This window comes from Desulfovibrio subterraneus, from assembly GCF_013340285.1.
Taxonomy (GTDB): Bacteria; Desulfobacterota; Desulfovibrionia; order Desulfovibrionales; family Desulfovibrionaceae; genus Halodesulfovibrio; species Halodesulfovibrio subterraneus.
Genome location: NZ_BLVO01000013.1, coordinates 453,721 through 469,539 on the forward strand (window position 1 = coordinate 453,721; position 15,819 = coordinate 469,539).

General features: G+C 56.6%; 17 protein-coding genes. 14 read left to right on the forward strand and 3 right to left on the reverse strand.

Translation table 11 applies throughout. The annotated features are described in order from the left end of the window. Nucleotides 1–34 precede the first annotated feature (34 nt). Nucleotides 35–1,921 (reverse strand): FapA family protein, encoded by a 1,887-nt coding sequence (locus tag HUV30_RS08950; RefSeq protein ID WP_174405099.1) that lies wholly within the window; start codon nt 1,919–1,921, stop codon nt 35–37. Between the two features lie 305 nt (nt 1,922–2,226). On the opposite strand from HUV30_RS08950, the gene HUV30_RS08955 reads away from it, so the two are divergent. Together HUV30_RS08955 and HUV30_RS08960 are read left to right on the forward strand one after the other, a co-directional pair. After that, entirely contained in the window at nt 2,227–2,481 is a 255-nt protein-coding gene (locus HUV30_RS08955) for a DUF6899 family protein (protein WP_174405100.1), read from the forward strand. Between the two features lie 10 nt (nt 2,482–2,491). Further along, nucleotides 2,492–2,893 carry a hypothetical protein gene (locus HUV30_RS08960; RefSeq protein ID WP_174405101.1) on the forward strand — a complete coding sequence of 134 codons (402 nt, stop codon included), beginning with the start codon at nt 2,492–2,494 and terminating at the stop codon, nt 2,891–2,893. A gap of 84 nt (nt 2,894–2,977) precedes the next feature. Here the strand turns inward: HUV30_RS08960 and HUV30_RS08965 are convergent, their stop codons facing one another. Further along, the gene (locus HUV30_RS08965) at nt 2,978–3,805 is read right to left on the reverse strand and encodes a purine-nucleoside phosphorylase (RefSeq protein ID WP_174405102.1); all 828 of its coding nucleotides are present in this window, start codon (nt 3,803–3,805) and stop codon (nt 2,978–2,980) included. A 120-nt stretch (nt 3,806–3,925) separates the two neighbouring features. On the opposite strand from HUV30_RS08965, the gene HUV30_RS08970 reads away from it, so the two are divergent. The 8 genes from HUV30_RS08970 (at nt 3,926) to HUV30_RS09005 (ending at nt 11,228) form a co-directional block, all read left to right on the forward strand. Then, nucleotides 3,926–4,681, forward strand: a complete 756-nt coding sequence (locus HUV30_RS08970) for a motility protein A (protein ID WP_174405103.1) — start codon at nt 3,926–3,928, stop codon at nt 4,679–4,681. Further along, a complete protein-coding gene (locus HUV30_RS08975; protein WP_174405104.1) occupies nt 4,671–5,396 on the forward strand; it encodes an OmpA/MotB family protein in 726 nt (241 codons plus the stop codon). The genes HUV30_RS08970 and HUV30_RS08975 overlap by 11 nt, the downstream gene beginning before the upstream one ends. A gap of 14 nt (nt 5,397–5,410) precedes the next feature. Continuing rightward, nucleotides 5,411–5,791, forward strand: coding sequence for a PilZ domain-containing protein (locus HUV30_RS08980; RefSeq protein ID WP_174405105.1), 381 nt, complete (start codon nt 5,411–5,413; stop codon nt 5,789–5,791). A 24-nt stretch (nt 5,792–5,815) separates the two neighbouring features. Then, on the forward strand, nt 5,816–7,234 hold the full coding sequence (locus HUV30_RS08985) for an ATP-binding protein (protein WP_174405106.1): 1,419 nt from the start codon (nt 5,816–5,818) through the stop codon (nt 7,232–7,234). A gap of 92 nt (nt 7,235–7,326) precedes the next feature. Further along, the gene (locus HUV30_RS08990) at nt 7,327–9,594 is read left to right on the forward strand and encodes a carboxyl transferase domain-containing protein (RefSeq protein WP_174405107.1); all 2,268 of its coding nucleotides are present in this window, start codon (nt 7,327–7,329) and stop codon (nt 9,592–9,594) included. Between the two features lie 11 nt (nt 9,595–9,605). Next, entirely contained in the window at nt 9,606–10,256 is a 651-nt protein-coding gene (locus HUV30_RS08995) for a biotin/lipoyl attachment domain-containing protein (protein WP_174405108.1), read from the forward strand. An 11-nt stretch (nt 10,257–10,267) separates the two neighbouring features. Next, entirely contained in the window at nt 10,268–10,615 is a 348-nt protein-coding gene (locus HUV30_RS09000) for a hypothetical protein (protein WP_174405109.1), read from the forward strand. A 67-nt stretch (nt 10,616–10,682) separates the two neighbouring features. Next, nucleotides 10,683–11,228 (forward strand): single-stranded DNA-binding protein, encoded by a 546-nt coding sequence (locus HUV30_RS09005; protein WP_174405110.1) that lies wholly within the window; start codon nt 10,683–10,685, stop codon nt 11,226–11,228. A 151-nt stretch (nt 11,229–11,379) separates the two neighbouring features. Here the strand turns inward: HUV30_RS09005 and HUV30_RS09010 are convergent, their stop codons facing one another. After that, nucleotides 11,380–12,201: a nitroreductase family protein gene (locus HUV30_RS09010; RefSeq protein ID WP_174405111.1), complete on the reverse strand. Its 822-nt coding sequence runs from the start codon at nt 12,199–12,201 to the stop codon at nt 11,380–11,382. A 471-nt stretch (nt 12,202–12,672) separates the two neighbouring features. On the opposite strand from HUV30_RS09010, the gene HUV30_RS09015 reads away from it, so the two are divergent. From HUV30_RS09015 to HUV30_RS09030, 4 genes are all read left to right on the forward strand, one after another. After that, nucleotides 12,673–12,828 (forward strand): hypothetical protein, encoded by a 156-nt coding sequence (locus HUV30_RS09015; RefSeq protein ID WP_174405112.1) that lies wholly within the window; start codon nt 12,673–12,675, stop codon nt 12,826–12,828. 52 nt (nt 12,829–12,880) lie between these two features. After that, nucleotides 12,881–13,699: a transporter substrate-binding domain-containing protein gene (locus HUV30_RS09020; protein WP_174405113.1), complete on the forward strand. Its 819-nt coding sequence runs from the start codon at nt 12,881–12,883 to the stop codon at nt 13,697–13,699. Nucleotides 13,700–13,878: 179 nt separating this feature from the next. Beyond that, the gene (locus HUV30_RS09025; RefSeq protein WP_174405114.1) at nt 13,879–14,889 is read left to right on the forward strand and encodes an amino acid ABC transporter permease; all 1,011 of its coding nucleotides are present in this window, start codon (nt 13,879–13,881) and stop codon (nt 14,887–14,889) included. Then, nucleotides 14,886–15,617, forward strand: coding sequence for an amino acid ABC transporter ATP-binding protein (locus HUV30_RS09030; RefSeq protein ID WP_174405115.1), 732 nt, complete (start codon nt 14,886–14,888; stop codon nt 15,615–15,617). The genes HUV30_RS09025 and HUV30_RS09030 overlap by 4 nt, the downstream gene beginning before the upstream one ends. Nucleotides 15,618–15,819: the final 202 nt, after the last annotated feature.

The window sequence follows — 15,819 nt, forward strand, 5'->3', positions numbered from 1 at the left end:
ACAGATTGGATGAGCAGGCTCACGCAAAGCAGGATTACAGCGAAAGGACGATGATCTTCTGTTCGTCAGGATCAAAGAATATTTTGCTGTGTTCGATGGGCGACTGTACCTTGAATATCTGGCCGTAACTGTGGACAACCACACCTGGATATATGGTGCGGGTCACCTTAAGCTTGGATTGAATGGCCTTTTTCATGGCAACACGTTCCTGTTGAATGGTGCTTTCAATTTCCCGCAGTTCTTTTTCCGCACCAAGTCGCATCTTCAGCAGCTGTGCCACGGTTTCCCGTTTCGCGGGCGGAGTGTTCACCAGAATGGTGCGCGGGTCGCCGGTGCCCAGCGTGGCATATACCTTCTGCAGCAGGGCGTTCAGCTCGCGCCGACGTTCGGAATGGTCGGTGGTCTCCTGCTCAATGCCGAGAAATACGGTGGTGGCTACGCCAAGTTCAGAGCCGACTTCATGCGCGATGAGGGAGCCGCCGCACCGGACCGTGGAGCCGATGATCTTGCCCCGCCCCTTGGTGGCAATGACGTTCTGTCCGGCAAAGACAATGCAGTTGGTCATCTCGTGGGCGATATTCACATCTCCCTGCGCTTCAATGGTGGCGCCCTTGGCGAACATGGCTGAAATACTGCCCTGCGAGACGATGCGGCCGCCCTTGTCCATGATGATGCCGCCCTTCACCTCTACGTCGCCGCCTGCCTCTACCACTGCGCTTTCAATGGTGTCGTTCACCAGCACGTTGCGCGGGCAGATGATCTTGAAGCCGGAAAGCACGGCGCCTTTGACATGGACAGAGCCTTTTTCCAGTTCAAGGTTGCCGGTGCCCATGTTCACGTCGCCGCGTGTGGTAAACACCTCCGTTACGGAAAGCGTGTTGCGCACGAAGAAGACCATGCCCGCGATAAGAGCACGGAATTCGGAGCCGGTTTCGGTGGCTTCCACATTCTCGCCGAGAGTGATGCGGAAGACGGCACCGTCATGGGCGGGGATGACCCTGCCGAAGATATCCTTGCCGGGAACGCCGCGGGTGGGGGCGTGCAGTTTGCCCACAATATCGTCCGCAGCAACGGATCGTATGACTCCCCGTGCTCTGAAATCGATATTGCCTTCGTTATCCTGAACTCCCACATCGGAGCGGTCGTCCTTGGCGTACAGTTCGAACCAGCCGTTTCTTCCGTGCACAGGTTCAAGGCCCCGGGCAAGAATGACGTTGGGAATCTCGGTTCCGCTCTCTTTGGCATGCTGCACGGCCTTGAGGAACCGGTTTCTTTCCAGAGGGGAAGTTATTTCCAGAGCTTTCAGGGCTTCTTCCATGCGGGCTGCTGTCAGCTCTTTGCCCCGCATGTCCGTGGCGTATATGGTTGCCTGCGCGGCCATATCGGCCTTTGTTACTGTCAGAAGAGGGCTGACATGCAGGCTCAGCTTGTCAAAGTGGGCAAGACCGTACACTTCGGACCGGATCTGCAGTGTTGTCGAGTCTATGAAACAGTTGGGTGATTCGGGAAAGGTTATGCTTTTCCCCTGTTGTTCACCGGGAGCTTTGATGGGCTTGCCGGTGACGGACGTGCCGTCTTTCGCAGGCGTTGCCTTTATGATCTCGCAAAAGGCTTCACCGGGGAATACGGGGCGTGTGAAATCCCCGAAGGGTTTGATGGTGGCGTCGCCTGCCGGAACGGGAGGCTTGCCCCGCACAACGACCATGCCGTTGACATCCTTGCCGCCCGCTGCTGCCTCCATGATCAACCGTATGTCTTCGGAGGAGGGGGCTTCTGTCACGCCGGCTTTTTCAAGCGCGCGGTCTATCTGTGCTCTGGAAATATTGCAGATACCGTTGCTGCCCCGCGGGCAATCGGAAATAACGGCCCTGAGTCCGTCTTCTGAAATTGAGATGGTAATGTCGGCGTTAGGCTCGCTCACTCTGCTACCGCATCATATGTGTTAGAATATGCGTATGAACAGTCTGTCCTGCATCGGCCCCCTGCCGGATGCAAGATTAGCGAGAGTGTGTGCAATCAGACTGTGGTCTCATCCCTATCCCCGTTTTGTATCGTAGATTAATCTGTAAGATAGGGCAATATCTTGAGCCGGATTAGTTTATTGTATACCACGATATTGAAGGGCGCAGGTATTGCAGAATCCGCCGGTGGGTGGAGTATCTCTGTACTCCGGCGCAACAGAGTGGGGCGGGATCGCGTTTGAGAAGGTCCGTAAAAGGAGAAGACATGCCATACATTCCGAAAGAACGCCGCGCCGTGTTCGATGCCGCGCTGGAAGCGTGCGCAGCCGAAATAGGCAATGAAGGCGAGCTCAACTACTGCATCTACAAACTTTCCACATTGCTTATAGACCGGATTGGCCCCAGCTATACCAAGCTTTCCATGTGTTCAAGCGCCATGGAACATGCCAAGATGGAGTGGTACAGAAAGAAACTGGCGCCGTATGAAGATGAAAAAATAACGGAACACGGCGACATATAAGGGAGTGAAGATGGGCAAGGAGCAGGAAAAAACGAATGGTGCGTGCCGCCGCGGATTGAACCTTTCCATGGTTGTGGCACTGCTGGCGCTTATTGTTTCGGTTGTGTTCGGCTTCGGCGTGACGCAGAACGTATCCGGGCTGCGGCAGGAAGTGGAACGCGTGGCCCAGCAGGGCGAAGTGCGTGCGGAGCTGGACGTCGTAAAGACTGATGTGGCGGCTTTGCAGAAGCGGCTCGACAGTGTTTCGGATTTTGACGCCGTGGCGCGCAAGGCGGTTCTTTCGGCGACCATGCTGGACCTGACCCAGCGGCTGGGTGTGCTGGCGGGGACCGTTGATAATGACGCCTACGCCCGCAAGCTGAATGATGCCATGAAGCTGATGCAGGAAATACAGGCGGATCTGGAAAAATAATAAAACCGCCCGGTGTCGTGAGGCATCGGGCGGTTTTTCTTCCGGAAGAGATATTCGCGCAGAATGTGTGCAGGGTACTCCGGATCAGGCCAGCTTGCCGACCACGCTTTCGATGAGCCGTGCAAGGTTGCCGCCGGCCTTGTTCGCCATGGCGATGACAACTTCGATGGGAGCGTCTTCCATGCAGTCGGGCAAGTTTTTGTTGGTAAGGCAGGAGAAACCCAGTATTCTGAGAGACAAGTGGCGGGCCGCGATGACCTCCATGACCGTGGACATGCCCACGGCGTCGGCTCCCAGTCTCTTGAACATGCGGGTTTCGGCAGGGGTTTCCATCTGCGGGCCATGCACGCCCACATAGACGCCCCGTTCAAGGCGTATGCCGAGTGCGTCTGCCTGCTCCATGGCCAGCCGCACCAGCGAAGGATCATATGCCCGGCTCATGTCGGGAAAGCGGGGGCCCCATGCGTCATGGTTTTCGCCCGCAAGCGGGGTTCTGCCGGTAAAATTGATATGGTCGGTGATGGCCATGAGGTCTCCGGCATCCCATTGCGGATTAAGGCATCCTGCGGCGTTGGTGACGATGAAGGTGTCTATGCCGAGCCCGGCCATGCAGCGCACACCCATGCATACGTCGTCAGGGTCATATCCTTCATACAGATGATTGCGGCCCTGCTGCATGACCACCTGAACGCCGCCCAGTGTGCCGAAAAGAAATTGTCCGGCGTGGGATTGCACGGTGGAGCGGGGAAATTCCGGAATCTCAGCATAGGGAACGGCAAGCTGAACCTGCATGGCGTCTGCCAGCCCTCCCAGACCGGTACCAAGAACTATTCCCACTCTGGGAGCGGGCAGACCGGCAAGGCGAACCTGCAACGTGTCGACAGCTTTCTGGACTTTTTTTGGTTTTTGCATAACATTCCTGAATATATTTAGTTGGTCATTGCCTCGGGGGGCATGGCAGCGGAAAAGGACTCCGGCTGTCGTGATCGACTTTGCCACAGTCCGCACACCATGGTTGTATAGGCCGAACATATGGATATTGCAACGCTACTTGGGATCATACTCGGTTTTGCTCTTGTTATCGGCGCTATTTTCATGGGGGGCTCGCTGGGTGATTTCATCGATATTCCCAGTATCATGATTGTGCTCGGCGGCACGGGTGCCGCAATAAGCGTCACCTTTCCCTTCGAGGAAGTCATCCACGCCTTCGCCGGTGGCATTCAGGTGTTCGCCGGCCGGCGGGTACGGCCGCAGGAAGTGGTCAACACCATGGTGCGCATTGCTGAAATCAGCCGTCGCGAGGGCCTTGTGGCTCTTGAGAACATTCAGACGGAAAACGCTTTGCTCAAAAAAGCCTGCCAGCTTATAGCCGACAATGCCGACCCCGCGCTCATCCGCGACACCGTGATGATCGAGATTGCCACCATGAAGCGGCGCCATGCCGTTTCCATCGCCGTGTTCAACAGGCTTGGCGCGGTCGCGCCTGCCTTCGGGATGATCGGCACGCTCATCGGCCTTGTGCAGATGCTGGCGCGGCTGGACGACCCCAGCGCCATCGGCCCTGCCATGGCTGTGGCTCTTATCACCACATTTTACGGGGCGTTGCTGGCCAACCTGCTTTTCCTGCCTATTGCAGGCAAGCTGAAAGCGCGTACTCTGCAGGAAGAAGTGCACCTTTACATCATATTTGAAGGCGCCAAGTCGATTCTGGAGAACAACAACCCGCGGCTGGTGTATGAAAAGCTGAGTTCATTCCTGCCACCTCAGGAGCGCAAGAGTGCAAGATGATCATAACATCGTCGAACTCGAAGAAGAGGGCACCGCAGACTGGCTGGTCACCTTTGCCGATCTGACCACGCTGCTGCTGGTATTCTTCGTTCTCCTGTTTTCCATGTCGGTTATTGACGAAAAGCGTTTTACCGACTCTTTCCTCACGGTCCGCGAGGTCTTCGGCGGTAAAGATAAAGACTTGCTTACAACAACCGTACGGAGAGATGATGCCGCCATTCTGGATTCCGTGCGGCTGCAGAAGCAGCTAATCGAATCGCAGCGCAAGGTTTTTTCCGATGTCCGCACCTTCATGAACCAGAAGGGTGTTGAAGGCGTTGTCGGTGCCGTGTTCGACGAGGGGGTTATCACCCTCAAGGTGCCTTCGGGGGTACTTTTTGCCAAGGGTGAAGTGGAACTCTCACCTGAAGGAGAAAAGATGCTCGCCACGCTGAGAGATTTTTTTCTAAAAAATAAGACCCAGACTATCAATATTAAGGGTTATACTGACGACTCGCAGCCCTTACCGGGCAGTCGTTTCAAGGATAATTGGGAGATTTCCGCCCTCCGGGCGGTGAATGCGTTACGCTTTTTTGTGCGGTCGGGCATTGAATCAAACAGGTTGACAGCAACGGGACTTGGTGATTTAGACCCGCTGTTACCGAATACAAGTGAAGAGAACCGGGCCAAGAACAGACGTGTTGAGTTTGTGCTTGAGCGCCGGGTAGGCAAGTAGGCAGGCAATGCAGCGTGACTAGCTACGATTTTTCTCTCGACAACGGCGAATCTCTTCGCCGGGCCTTCCGGGCACAGGTCCCGGGTTTGGAAGGATGGTTTGCGGACAGGCAGAAAAGGTATCCTGTAAAGGATATCAGTGCCACCGGCTTCGCGATCCTTGACCATACCCAATCATTCAAGCAGGGCGACTCCCTCAAAATGGACCTGTTGATCAAACAACGACTGTATGTAGGTGCAATTCCGTGCCAGGTTGTCCGTGTTTTGGACAACGGCATTGTGGGGTTCGACTATCTGCCGCTTGATCTCAGGCAGGAGGCCAGAATCGACAAACTGGTGCTGGAAGTCCAGAAGCGAAGCATTGCCAACAAACACGCTGGATCTGAAGAAGACTGATTGAAACCATATCGAGGGAACTAGGTGCAAACAAAAAAACATAAGGTGCTGGTGGCAAATAGAGGGGAAATTGCCATCCGCATCGTTCAGGCCTGCATCAAGCTGGGTTTGGATTTCGTTTGTGTACACACTGCGGAAGACGCCGCATCCGGCCATGTGCGCATAGCGCGCGAAAAGGGCGGAGAGAAGAGCCTCTACCGTATTGCCTCCTATCAGGACGCCAACGAGCTGCTCGCTGTGGCGGACGACTCGGGCGCAACAGCCATTCACCCCGGTTACGGCTTCTTTGCCGAAGACTATCGCTTCGCCCGCCGCGTGGCGCAGCGCGAAAACAAGCTTATATTCATTGGCCCTTCGTGGCGTGTTATCCGTGAGCTCGGTGACAAGATCAATACCAAGCGCCTTGCGCGCAGTCTTGGTGTGCCCACCGTGCCCGGCTCCGACAAGCCCATTTATGATGAAATGGAAGCGGAAAAGGTGGCCCGCCAGCTCTTCGAATTTCAGGAAGAGCAGGGCATCGAACGTCCGCTGGTTCTGGTCAAGGCGTCTGCCGGTGGCGGCGGCATGGGTATTGAAGAAGTGCATGATATCGACCTCTTCAAGTCCGTCTATCGCCGTATCCGCAACTATGCCCTGCGTCAGTTCAAGGACGACGGCGTGCTCATCGAGCAGCGCGTGCTGGACTTCAACCACCTTGAAGTGCAGGTCGTTTCTGACCGTACGGGCAAGAATCCGGTGCATTTCGGCACCCGTAACTGCTCCATTCAGTCCACCGGCCTGCAGAAGCGTCTGGAAATAGCCCCCGGCTTCGATCCCAGCGCGCTGAACTATTCCTTTGATGCGCAGAAGGTGCTGGACGACATTACAGAGCACTCTCTGGCCATGGCCCGCAAGGTCGGTTACGACAACGTGGGTACATGGGAATGGATCGTCACCCGCGACGGCCGCCCCTTCCTTATGGAAGTGAACACCCGCATTCAGGTGGAAAACGGCGTTTCCGCCATGATCTCCCGCATCCGCGGCGAGAAGGGCGTGGACCTCATCAAGGAACAGATCCGCATCGGTCTCGGTGAGCCTCTCGGCTACACCCAGAAAGACATCACCTTCGAAGGGGTGGGTATCGAATACCGCCTGATCGCAGAAGACCCCGACAACAAGTTCACCCCCTGGGTGGGACGTATCGAACAGTTCGGCTGGACGCAGGAAGACTGGTTCAGCATGCATACGCACGTCCCCACGGACACGCCGTACGATATCCCCACGGAGTTCGACCCCAACCTTGCGTTGGCCATTATCTGGGGCAAGGACCTTGCGCACGTTAAGGAGCGCGGTCTGGAGTTCCTGGACAAGCTCAAGCTTGAAGGTGCCAACAAGGCTGGCGAGGCTTTGAAGTCCAACGTGAATTTCTTGCGGGTTAAAACACCCATCATCTTGAAATTCTAGGACTTTGTCCAAAGGGAAGGGCGTTTTTGCCACTCCCTTTGGTACCGTTACGACATCGACTGTCTCCGCCTTGCGGCGCAGGGAGTGCCAATATGGATATTGATAAGAAAATACAGCATCTTGCCGAACGCCTTTCGTATATCAAGGACGTTTTCGGCGATAAGCAGACGGAGAATGTCCGCCTGCTTGAAACCAGACTTGAAGAGTTTGTGCAGCGCGAACAGGCGTTGCCGAACAAGGATAAGATTGCGGCCGTTGCCACGGTGGAAGATCTGTTCAGCTTTGTGGAAAAGAAGCTCGAAGCCGAACTCACCCCCATGGACAAGGTCCGCATCGTGCGCCATTCGCAGCGCATATGCCTGCGCGACATTCTCGAGAACGTGTACGACAACTACACGGAAATCGGCGGCAAGGACGAAAACAGCATCGACCCCAGCATGCTCATCGCCCGCGCCTATATCACCCGTCGCAGCGGCAAGAAGACCTATCACCAGCCTGTCATGGTTATCGGGCAGGAAAAGGGCCACGGCGAGGAATTCCGCAACGGCGGTTCTGTTAAACCGTGGGGCAACGCCAAGGCGCTGCATTACATGAAGGTTGCGGAAACCGAGAACATCCCCGTGCACACCTTCGTGTTTACCCCCGGCTCCTTCCCCGTGGAAGATGCCCCCGGTGCTGCCCAGCAGATTGCCAAGAACCTGTATGAAATGTCCGCCCTTCGCGTACCCATCGTCTCCGTCTTCTCTGAAGGTGGTTCCGGCGGTGCGGAAGCCATAGGCCTTGCGGATATCCGCCTCATGCTGTCGCACGGCTACTATTCGGTTATTTCTCCCGAAGGTGCCGCCGCCATTGAAGGCCGCCTGCGCTCAGGCGACCGCGCCGGTTCCGAGCTTATCGAAAAGTGCGCTCAACAGCTCAAGATGACTGCGGAAGACAACGTGCGCATGGGCTACATCGACCATGCCATTGAAGAGCCTCCGCTGGGTGCCCGTCCCTACCACTACGACTTCTTCCGCCAGCTGCGTCAGGAAGTCATCCGCGCCACCGACGAAGTGGTGCTGAATGTGAAGGGCTTCACTCCTTTCCGCGCCATGGCGCTGCGTCGCCGTCGCGGCAAGACCATCGAAGATCTCGATCTTGAAAACATCTATGTGCGCTGGAGCCTCTCTTCCGCCGCCCGCGACCGTCTGGTGCAGCGGCGTCACAAGAAGTTCCTGCGCCTTTCCCGTCAGGCATTCCTCGACCGCCGTCCCTTCCTGCGCCGTTTCTCGGCATGGTGGTGGGACAAGGGCTGGGACATCTATTCCTACTTCAAGTACGATCTGTGGCGTAAGCATCAGAAGCAGCTCATCTATGCTGTGGAAGAAGTGGATGCCGAAGCCCGCGTGCTTATGGAAAGAGTGCTGCGTCCCTGGCGCAAGCTGACCAGCTCGCTGCCCGTGGTGCAGGCCAAGGACGACTCCAAGGAACGCGACCTGACCATGCTTTCCCAGTGGGATCAGGAAGACGAGGCCCGTAACGGCCAGTGGAGCTATGTTTCCGGCCGCGCCAAGGAAGACAAGGCCATATCCTGCCCCAATGCGGATACGCACGGCTGCCTTGACCTGTGGGCTCCCGACCTGTTCGGCGAGTTTGCGGGCGTGTGTAACTACTGCGGCCACCACTTCCCCATGGAATATCAGTGGTACATGCATAACATCTTTGATCCCGGTTCCATCTTCGAGTTCAACTCCGAAGTGGAATCTGCCAACCCGCTTGGCTTTGAAGGTCTGGATGTGAAGCTGGAACAGGCCAAGAAGAACACCGGTCTCAAGTCTGCCTGCATGACCTATGAAGCTCGCATCGACAACATCAAGGTTGTCGTGGCCATGCTGGTTGCTCCGTTCCGCGGCGGTTCCGTGGGTGCTGCGGAAGGTGAAAAGTTCATTCAGGCCGCCGAGCGCGCCAAGAAGAAGCGTTTCCCCTTCCTTGCCTATGTGCACGGCACCGCCGGTATCCGTATTCAGGAAGGTGTGAACGGCGTTATCCAGATGCCGCGCTGCACCATGGCCGTGCGCCGCTATATTGATGCCGGTGGTCTGTACCTCGTTCTGTACGACACCAATTCCTATGCAGGCCCGCTGGCCAGCTTCCTCGGCTGCTCCCCGTACCAGTTCTCCATCCGCTCGGCGAACATCGGTTTTGCCGGTCCCGGCGTTATCAAGGAGACCACGGGTATGGATATTCCCCCGGATTACCACCGGGCGTATCGCGCGCTTTCCAGAGGCCACATTCAGGGCATCTGGGACCGTCGTGATGCACGGAACAACCTGCGTCAGGCGCTGCTCACCATGGGTGGGCGCAACCTCTACTACAGGTAAGGGAGCGAGCCATGCTGGATATTACCAAACTGCTTGAAGAGATTAAGGCTTCTCCCTACGAGGAGCTCGTGATTACCGCTCCCCACACCGGCGTGGTGAGCTTTGCCGGACTGGAAGAAGGGGCGCGTGTCATCGGCCCCACCGGAATGTGGAAAGAGATTCCCGGCACCAGACTCGCCACCATTGAACGCGAGCACAACAAGAAGACCATCGTCGCAACCGAGAAGGGTATTGTTTCGAAGGTGTACAGGGAGCTTGAAGGTGCCTTCGTGGAAGCCGGAACGCCCCTCATGCAGCTGCGCCACTACCTTTCCAAGGACGAGGTGCTTGGCATCATTCTGAAGAAGGCGCTGTTCCTCTTCAACGCGCCCGAGCGCGCCAAGTATTACTTCGCGCCCGATGCGGACAAGAAGATCAAGGCTTCCGGCCCCAAGGCCGTTACCGTGCATGACGGGCAGGAACTGTTCATCATGTCGCGTATGAAGCGCGAGGCTTCACTCTCCTATTCCGGTCCCGAAGGTGTTATTTACGCCGTGTACTTTCAGCACAACGAGAACGTGGATGCCGGTGCGCCGCTTATAGGCGTTTGCCCGCCCGATCAGGTTGGTCTGATTGAGGACGTGGTCATCCGCGTGCAGACCGAATGGGTTGAACAGGACTAGCGGAGGTCGCTATGGGTAAGGTTTTGCAAGTTCGGGTGTGGGCAACCACATATGACGAGGACGACGTGCTGCGGGAATGGCCCCGCCTGCACCGCCTGGCGTGGCCCGACGATGATGCCGTCTATGTGGCAAAGCAGGGCGTGGTTGAACTGATTGACACCCTTGTGGATGCACACCGCTTCGCGGACTGGTCGGACGAGGTGAAGGAACTGACGGGAGAAAGGCTGCAGCAGCTTGCCGGGCTCAGAAAGGAGCTTGATGAGGCGCTTGCGGACTGGGACCCCGCCCGGGCCAACAAGCTGACCGATGCGATCGAAGACGCGCTGTCAGGTCTTGAAAAAGTCCTGCCCAAAGCGTAGTCTGCTCAATCCGCGCTGCCTGCTAAGGGGTGCGGATTGAACAAATGAATTGTAAGGAGCCATTCTCATGCTGAATAAAGTGATGATCATCGGGCGTCTTGGCGCAGATCCGGAGTTGCGCTACGCGGGCAACGGCACGCCCATCGCCAGCTTTAACGTGGCGACGGACGAATCCTATACCGACCGCGAGGGTAACCGTGTGGACCGCGCCGAATGGCACCGTGTGGTTGTCTTTCAGCGACAGGCCGAAAACTGCGCCAACTACCTTGCCAAGGGCAGCCTCGTGTATATTGAAGGCAGCCTGCAGACCCGCCAGTGGCAGGATCAGCAGGGGCAGACCCGTTACACCACGGAAATCAAGGCGCAGCGCGTGCAGTTCCTTGACCGCCGTGGAGAAGGTGCCCAGCCGGCTGCTTCTGCCGGTGGCGGCGAGCGTCGTTCCTTCGCCAATCAGGGCGGACAGGGCGGTGGTCAGGGGGCCGGTCAGGCCGGTCAGGGTGGTCGTGGCGGTCGTCCCCAGCAGGGCGGCTATGACAGCGGCCCCAACTATGACGACGATCTCGGTCCCGCATTCCCGTCCGAAGCCAGCGGCATGGATGACGTGCCGTTCTAGCACTTCTCTGCCATAGAATAATCAAACGCTCCCCGAAAGCTTATGCTTGCGGGGAGCGCTTTTTTACGGGCTATGGGCATCCTGCAGACTGCTGCAGTCTGGCCTGTTCCGACGTGGCAAGGCCGGAACAGGGCCTCAGGGGTGATGCGGATCAGAATTTGACCTGACGGATAGTCGCGCCGGGGCGCTGAACCGTGCGATGGTAGCGTACGGCAGGCAGGCCGAAGGACATGGCGCAGGCAATGAGATGGTCTTCGGGTATGCCCAGTCTGCTTTTGAACTCGGGCAGCACCGCCGTGATCAGGGCACGGGCAATGCCGTTCCATACCGTGCCGATGCCGTGGCTGTTTGCCAGCAGCTCAAAATAGCTCATGGCGATATGGCAGTCCGCCATGGGCGCAAGGGATTTTTCGGGCGCCGATGCAATGAGCAGGTGCGGTGCGGTCCTGAAAATGACGTCGGTGCCGTCTTCGCATCCCTGAACGTAGTTGCCGATACGTTCATAGCCGGCAGGAATGCGGTTTTCGTGCAGCGCTGCAAGGGCTGCTTCCGTCATTTCCCTGCGCAGGCGGTTCATGGTGTCTGTGTCGTCCACCACGGTAAAGGTGGTGTTCCGTTGATTTACAGCCGTGGGGGCATGCGAGGCAACCGTGAGAAGGTGATGGATAAGCTCGGGGTCAACGCCTTCTTTCTTGTAATGGCGGGTGGAGCGGCGTCCCATTATCAGGGTTTCCATTTTTTCCGCTTCCGGCAGGTTGCCTTTGAGCAGCTTACTTGCGGCAGGGTTTTTGCCGAAAATACTGAGTGCACCGGGTTTGCAGACGGCAAGGCAATGCTGGCATTCAATGCAGTTCTTCTCGTTTTCAGGGCGAATTACCGGAACATCGTCCATTTCGATAATCCTTGCAAAGCAGTCGCGGGCGCATTCTCCGCAGCGGGTACAGTCTTCCGTATGTATCTTGAAATCCAGCATATGCTTCTCCTTTGCCGGACCGGGCAGTCCGTTTGTTGATAGGGCAGGTGGCACACAGTATAGATGCTTTGCGGATAAGAAACAGTAGGCACTTATTTGTGCGCTGGTTCCGGATTGGTAAGGTTGCGGCGTAGCCGCCGTGGGGCAGAGGCCGTGGGGGGGGCCATGAGGGGAATATGGAGCAGATTTGAACAACAGCTTGCTTGGAATATGGCCGCGTGAGAGGGTATGAATCCGCAGTGTCTAATCCCCTGTACAACCTCGGACGATTATGGAAGGAATGATGCCGCCGCAAGGCGCGGTATCTACAATTTTGATAGTAGTATCGATTAGTACCACCTCTGGTGACGGATCAGACTTGATTTCTGCACCGTTTTGCAGATAATACGCTGTTCGACCTTGTCGATCATGTGGCGTAACGGCAAGGACTATAATGTGCGTAAGGAGCGTTTTATGACCAAGGGTAATGCTATGTCTGATCGCTATAAGCGTGAATTTGTAGAGGTCATGTGCCCCAAGTGCAGACGGACCCAGATTATTGCTGTGCCCGAAGAGTCCATGCCCACGTGCGAGGACTGCAAGCGCGAAATGATCATCAAGGAAGTTCTCACTGAAGGGAAGTACTAGGGAGTTGGATGCAACGGCATCCCTGACAATCAACGGGATTTGGAGGAAACGCATGAAATTTCTGAAGGCTCTGATTCTGGCCCTGCTCGTAGCCATGATCGCTCTGCCCGCAGCCGCTGCGGATATCGAACTGGCCAAGAAGTCCACCATCAGCGAAGTTCTGAAGCGCGGCGAACTGCGCGTAGGCTTTGACGCAGGCTACCCGCCCTTTGAAATGACCGACAAGAACGGCAAGTACATCGGGTTTGACGTTGACCTCGGCAAGGAACTTGCCAAGGCAATGGGCGTGAAGTTCGTGCCCGTGAACACCGATTTCGACGGCATGGTTCCTTCCCTGCTGGCCGACAAGTTCGACATCATCATCTCCGGCATGACCCTGACTCAGGAACGTAACCTGAAGATCGGCTTTAGCGATCCCTACATCATCATGGGGCAGACCGTTCTGGTGAATGCAAAGCACAAGGGCAAGATCACCTCTTACAAGCAGCTGAACGATCCCAAGTTCATCGTGATCTCCCGTATGGGCACCACCGGTGAAGAAGCCACCAAGCGTTACATCCCCAAGGCCACTTACAAGTCTTTCGAAAAGGAAGTTGACTGCGCCCTTGAAGTTATCAACGGCCGTGCAGACGCTTTCGTATACGACCTGCCCGTGAACGAAGTGTTCCAGAAGCAGCAGGGCAAGGACAAGACCTTCCTGCTCAACGAGCCTTTCACCTTTGAGCCCATGGCCATCGGCCTCAAGCAGGGTGATCCCGACTTCCTGAATTTCCTGAACAACTTCCTCCGTCAGATCAAGAACGACGGTCGTTATGAGCGCATGTATGACAAGTGGCTGCGTTCCGACGAATGGCAGTCTCAGGTAAAGTAAGGTAATCCAGCGCATTGGGGCCGGATGGAACGCCATCCGGCCCTATGCGCATTTTGATGATCCTGTTTTCGACCCGGGCCGCGTTGCGGCATGTGGGACGCGGTCCGGGCCGAAGCCGGGAAAGGTCCAGTGCGTGGGGCCTTAACCAGTTTTAGATAGCGTAAGTAGGGGACTACTAAATGAGTCGACACGTTGGATTGGACCGCCCCAAGGGACCGGGCTACTTCCTGTTCTGGAAAACCGTGTTTCTGGTGCTGCTGGCTGGCTTCATGTACTTCGTCTACATGGCTTCCAGCGCGGTGGAATATGTCTGGCGCTGGGAGCGCGTGCCACAGTACTTCTGGCTCAAGCAGGACGTGGATGTCCGTGCGGAGTCGGAAGGTGATCTGCTCTCCATCAAGCGGGATGCGACTGGCGTCACGCTGACCATCAAGACCAACAGCGGCGAAGTGCAGCGGGTTATGCCGGCCGATGCCGAAGTGCATCTGTCCGAAGGTGACTTCGTGTATATGGGCGATTCCATTGCCTCGTACCATCAGTCCAAGCCCGGTGTGCTGCTTGAAGGGTTGTGGATAACGCTGAAGGTCAGCTTCATTGCCATCATCTTCGGTATTGTTCTCGGTGTGCTTACCGGATTGTGCCGTATTTCCGCCAACCCGGCGCTGCGTTGGTCTGCCATTACCTATATTGAACTTATCCGCGGCTCCCCTCTGCTGGTGCAGATTTTTCTCTGGTATTTCGTCGCGGGCACGCTCATCAACGGTGTGCTGCAGAGCATCGGCCTCGGCGTTATGCCCCCCCTGTGGTACGGCGTGCTGGCACTTGCCATATTCACCGGTGCCTATGTGGCGGAAATCGTGCGTGCCGGTATCCAGTCCGTGCACCGCGGGCAGATGGAAGCCGCCCGTTCGCTGGGACTGAACTACAGTCAGGCCATGCGCAGGATCATTCTTCCGCAGGCCTTCCGCCGTATTCTGCCGCCGCTTGCAGGCCAGTTCATCAGCCTTGTGAAGGACTCTTCTCTGCTCGGCGTCATCGCCGTGCGCGAACTGACCAAGGCGACCCGCGAAGTCGTAAGCTCCTCTCTGCAGCCCTTTGAGCTCTGGATTCTCTGTGCCGTGCTGTATCTGGTGCTGACCTTCACTCTCTCGCTTCTGATTCAGCAGCTTGAAAGGAGAGCCCTGCGATGATCAATGCAGTCAATGTAAACAAATTCTTCTATACCCCCGACAAGCTTCATGCCCTGCGTGATGTGTCGCTGCAGATCGCATCCGGCGAGGTGGTGGTTGTCATCGGTCCTTCGGGCTCCGGTAAGTCCACCTTTCTGCGGTGCCTCAACCGTCTGGAATACGCCGATTCCGGCGAGATTTACGTGGACGGTGAGGACATTCTTGATCCGAAGTGCGACATAAACAAGGTGCGCGCCGAAGTGGGCATGGTGTTCCAGTCGTTCAACCTGTTCCCGCACATGACCGTGCTCGAGAACGTGGTGATGGCACAGATGACCGTGCGCAAGCGCTCCCGCAAGGATGCGGAAGCCAGAGGCATGGAATTGCTCGGCAAGGTCGGCATTGCGGAAAAGCACAGGGTGTATCCCGACCAGCTTTCCGGCGGGCAGCAACAGCGTGTGGCCATAGCGCGTTCTCTTGCCATGGCTCCCAAAGTGATGCTTTTTGACGAGCCGACCTCTGCACTGGACCCTGAAATGGTGGGCGAAGTGCTCGATGTTATGCAGAACCTTGCGCGTGAAGGCATGACCATGGCCGTTGTGACCCACGAAATGGGCTTTGCTCGTGAAGTGGCAGACAGAGTGGTCTTCATGGACGCCGGGCAGGTGCTTGAAGTGGGGACGCCCGAACACTTCTTCACCAATCCGCAGCATGAGCGCACCAAGCTCTTCCTGAGCCAGATTTTGTAGTTCAGGTTTACTGTTGTGTATCAGGCCCCCTTGCGACTGCTGCCGCAAGGGGGCTTTTTGCGCGCGACACCTTTCCGTAATGGGACGAAGGAGATTTTTAGCGATTATACTTGGGCATTTTCCTTGCGGTGATTATACATAGGATAGGAAAGGTAGTCCGCACAGCCTTGATCGTGCGGTTTACAGGTTGTCCATAAGGAGG